Consider the following 2,763-nt stretch of genomic DNA (forward strand, 5'->3'; position numbering starts at 1 on the left):
AGAGAAATACACTTACAAATATATTAAGTAACCCGAGAACAACCAGCGTAATCCAAATTACATCCATTGTTTAAATTCTCCCAGTCATATAACACCCGCATAACGGGCAAAAATATGTAGGCTACAATACCAAGCGAAGCGCTGGGAGCCTACGTATTTTTGTCCCAGCGAACGTAGTGAGCGAGTTTATGCGCTTGTTAAACCAACAATGATAGCCTAAAATGACCTAATTAAAGACCTTTTAGGAGACCGTTATGGCGGCGAGAGTTTTGGCGGAAGTTGCTGCAAGTATTACAGAACTAAAAGCAAACCCTATGAAAGTTGCGAGCAGTGCATATGGCGATCCTGTCGCTATATTGAATAGGAATGAACCCGCATTCTACTGTGTCCCGGCTGAGATTTACGAAAAAATGATGGATCGTTTGGAGGATCTGGAACTACTACAGCTTGTTAGTGAAAGGCAAGGTGAAGAAAGCGTTTCGGTGAATTTGGATGACCTATAAATTAGAGTTTAAAAGAAGCGCCCTAAAAGAATGGAATAAACTAGGTAGCACTTTGCAGCAACAATTGAAAAAGAAGTTAGCAGAGAGATTAAAAACACCGCACGTAGCCCCAGATAGAGTGTTAGGTGCCGATAATGTTTATAAAATAAAATTACGTCAATCAGGATATAGGTTGGTGTATCAGGTACTTGATGACGTAGTTGTAGTTACAGTGCTAGCAGTGGGAAAACGCGAGAGAAATGAGGCTTACAAAAAAGCGTTAAAGAGACTTGATGCTGAATAAGGGTTTAACGCCCGCATAACGGGCAAAATACGTAGGCTACAATACCAAGCGAAGCGCAGGGAGCCTACGTGTTTTTGTCCCAAGGAGCGCCAGCGACCGAGTTAATGCGTTTGTTAGTTGCCGTAAATTCAATAGGTGTGCTAACATTTGTGTGTACATTGCATAAGGAGTTTACCATGGATACCCGTATTCAGTTTAGAGTAGATGAAGAAACTAAACGGCTAGCTCAGATAATGGCCGAAAGCCAAGGACGCACTTTAAGTGACGCTTGTAGAGAGCTTACGGAAGAACTCGCTGAACAGCAACGAAAAATAATGACTCATGATCAGTGGCTTACTGAAGAGGTTAATGCTGCGTTCAGTAAATTAGAGAGTGGGCAAAGTAAGTTTGTCAGTCATGAAGAAGCGAACTTGGACATGGAAGCTCGAAAAATGAAAATTAGGAATAAAGCCAAAAAATGATCTTATGGGAAAAAAGTTCGTTGGACGATCGTGAGGCTATTTTCGAGTTTTTATACGAATTTAACCCATTAGCAGCAGAAAAAACTGATGCAATAATTGAGAAGAAAGTTGAAAACTTGAACCAGCAACCTCTTATGGGAGTGGAGAGAGAGGGTATACCGGGAAGACTGTTAATAATTCCAGAGGTTTCAATGATTGTTTCATATTTTATAAAAGACGACATTATTCACATTCTTCGAGTTTTACACCAAAAGCAAAAATTTCCTGTAGGCAACTAACTTTTAAATAAGGGGCGCAGACATGTGGGGCATAATGGCGAAGCCGCCCCGTATATATGCGTCCCAGCGAACGAAGTGAGTGGCTTAATTTTTGTTACGTGCCATTATGCTCCTTGCCTGAAAGCGAGCTTTCCCAAGACACAATTGCCGCGAAAATGTTTGACAAAACAATGGCAAAAAGGCCTACAGCAATGATAAGAAAACCGGCTTTAATTCCACCAAGACCTATACGATAAGTCTCTGTACTGCCGCTTACGGGTGGTGTTGGAAAAAAATAAGTAAAGAGCGTGCCTGCAATTAACGCTATTGCTACACCAATTAATACAACCCCGAAATAAGTGAGCACACGAGCAATAAATAACAATAAACCTAGGTTTCTGGGCTTTATATTTGGGAACGGTTTCAAACCCATAATAATTCCTTTTACTTAAGCTTGGACGTTTTGGTTAACTTATTTTGGCACATAACTTTTAAATAAGGGGCGCAGGCATGTGGGCTAAAATGCGAAGCGGCCCACGTGCATGCGTCCCAGCGAACGCAGTGAGTGACTTAATTTTTGTTAGGTGACATTAGTGCTCCGGACTTTCCTGTAACGCATGGAAAGAACCGAAAGAATGCCACATATAATACCGGTGCTTATTGCCCCATGTAAGCCAAAGGCAACTACAAGCGGGCGCAATATGAATAGGTGAATAATAAGCGCTGGTATAAGTGCAATAGCGAATAGTTTAAGCTTAACGGTTGTTTCAAATGGAGCATTGCAGTGTGGACAAGTTTTTGTCTTTCCCCACTTATTAGCAGATTTAGAGAAGAACCCTATTTTCTTTTCACATGTCGGACATTTGAAGAATTGTTCGTTTGGTTCAATATCATCACTTACTGTATTTAAGCTACTTTTCACTGATGTTTGTCGCGAAGCTATTTCGACTTTTATTCGCTCTACTCGATCTGGGAAACTCTCTTTATCTATATTCTCTAGAGCATCTTCTAGCTCTAAGGTCGAGTACTCTGAATAATTTGGTTCCATCTACTAAATTCTCCTTGTCACCTAACTTTCCAATAACGGGCGCAGACATGTGGGGCATAATGGCGCAGCCGCCCCACGTGTATGCGTCCCAGCGAACGAAGTGAGTGTGTTGATTGGCTTGATAATCATTGAGCCTCCTCCCTATCAGCATAAACTGAGTTAATCCTAATAGGCGACCAAACCAAGGGAGAAAACTCAATGAACTTTTATA

Annotated in this window: 7 protein-coding genes; 4 read left to right on the plus strand and 3 right to left on the minus strand. The window is 41.3% G+C overall.

Annotated features, from left to right (window positions below):
• Positions 1-254: 254 nt before the first annotated feature.
• From E5672_RS19605 to E5672_RS19620, 4 genes are all read left to right on the plus strand, one after another.
• Positions 255-503, plus strand: a complete 249-nt coding sequence (locus tag E5672_RS19605) for a type II toxin-antitoxin system Phd/YefM family antitoxin (protein ID WP_131137100.1) — start codon at positions 255-257, stop codon at positions 501-503.
• Positions 493-786 (plus strand): type II toxin-antitoxin system RelE family toxin, encoded by a 294-nt coding sequence (locus tag E5672_RS19610; RefSeq protein ID WP_007991254.1) that lies wholly within the window; start codon positions 493-495, stop codon positions 784-786. The genes E5672_RS19605 and E5672_RS19610 overlap by 11 nt, the downstream gene beginning before the upstream one ends.
• Before the next feature lie 176 nt (positions 787-962).
• Positions 963-1,247, plus strand: a complete 285-nt coding sequence (locus E5672_RS19615) for a type II toxin-antitoxin system TacA family antitoxin (RefSeq protein WP_039220741.1) — start codon at positions 963-965, stop codon at positions 1,245-1,247.
• Positions 1,244-1,525 (plus strand): type II toxin-antitoxin system RelE/ParE family toxin, encoded by a 282-nt coding sequence (locus E5672_RS19620; protein WP_136783859.1) that lies wholly within the window; start codon positions 1,244-1,246, stop codon positions 1,523-1,525. Before E5672_RS19615 ends, E5672_RS19620 begins: the two co-directional genes overlap by 4 nt.
• Positions 1,526-1,619: 94 nt before the next feature.
• On the opposite strand, the gene E5672_RS19625 is transcribed toward E5672_RS19620, so the two are convergent.
• The 3 genes from E5672_RS19625 to E5672_RS19945 all read right to left on the minus strand — a co-directional run.
• Positions 1,620-1,937 (minus strand): hypothetical protein, encoded by a 318-nt coding sequence (locus E5672_RS19625; protein ID WP_136783860.1) that lies wholly within the window; start codon positions 1,935-1,937, stop codon positions 1,620-1,622.
• A 147-nt stretch (positions 1,938-2,084) separates the two neighbouring features.
• Positions 2,085-2,552, minus strand: coding sequence for a hypothetical protein (locus E5672_RS19630; protein WP_136783861.1), 468 nt, complete (start codon positions 2,550-2,552; stop codon positions 2,085-2,087).
• Positions 2,488-2,763: hypothetical protein (locus E5672_RS19945; protein WP_205676519.1), on the minus strand; the 276-nt coding region annotated here is incomplete at its 5' end. The genes E5672_RS19945 and E5672_RS19630, both read right to left, overlap by 65 nt.

It is taken from the genome of Alteromonas portus, assembly GCF_005117025.1.
Classification (GTDB): domain Bacteria; phylum Pseudomonadota; class Gammaproteobacteria; order Enterobacterales; family Alteromonadaceae; genus Alteromonas; species Alteromonas portus.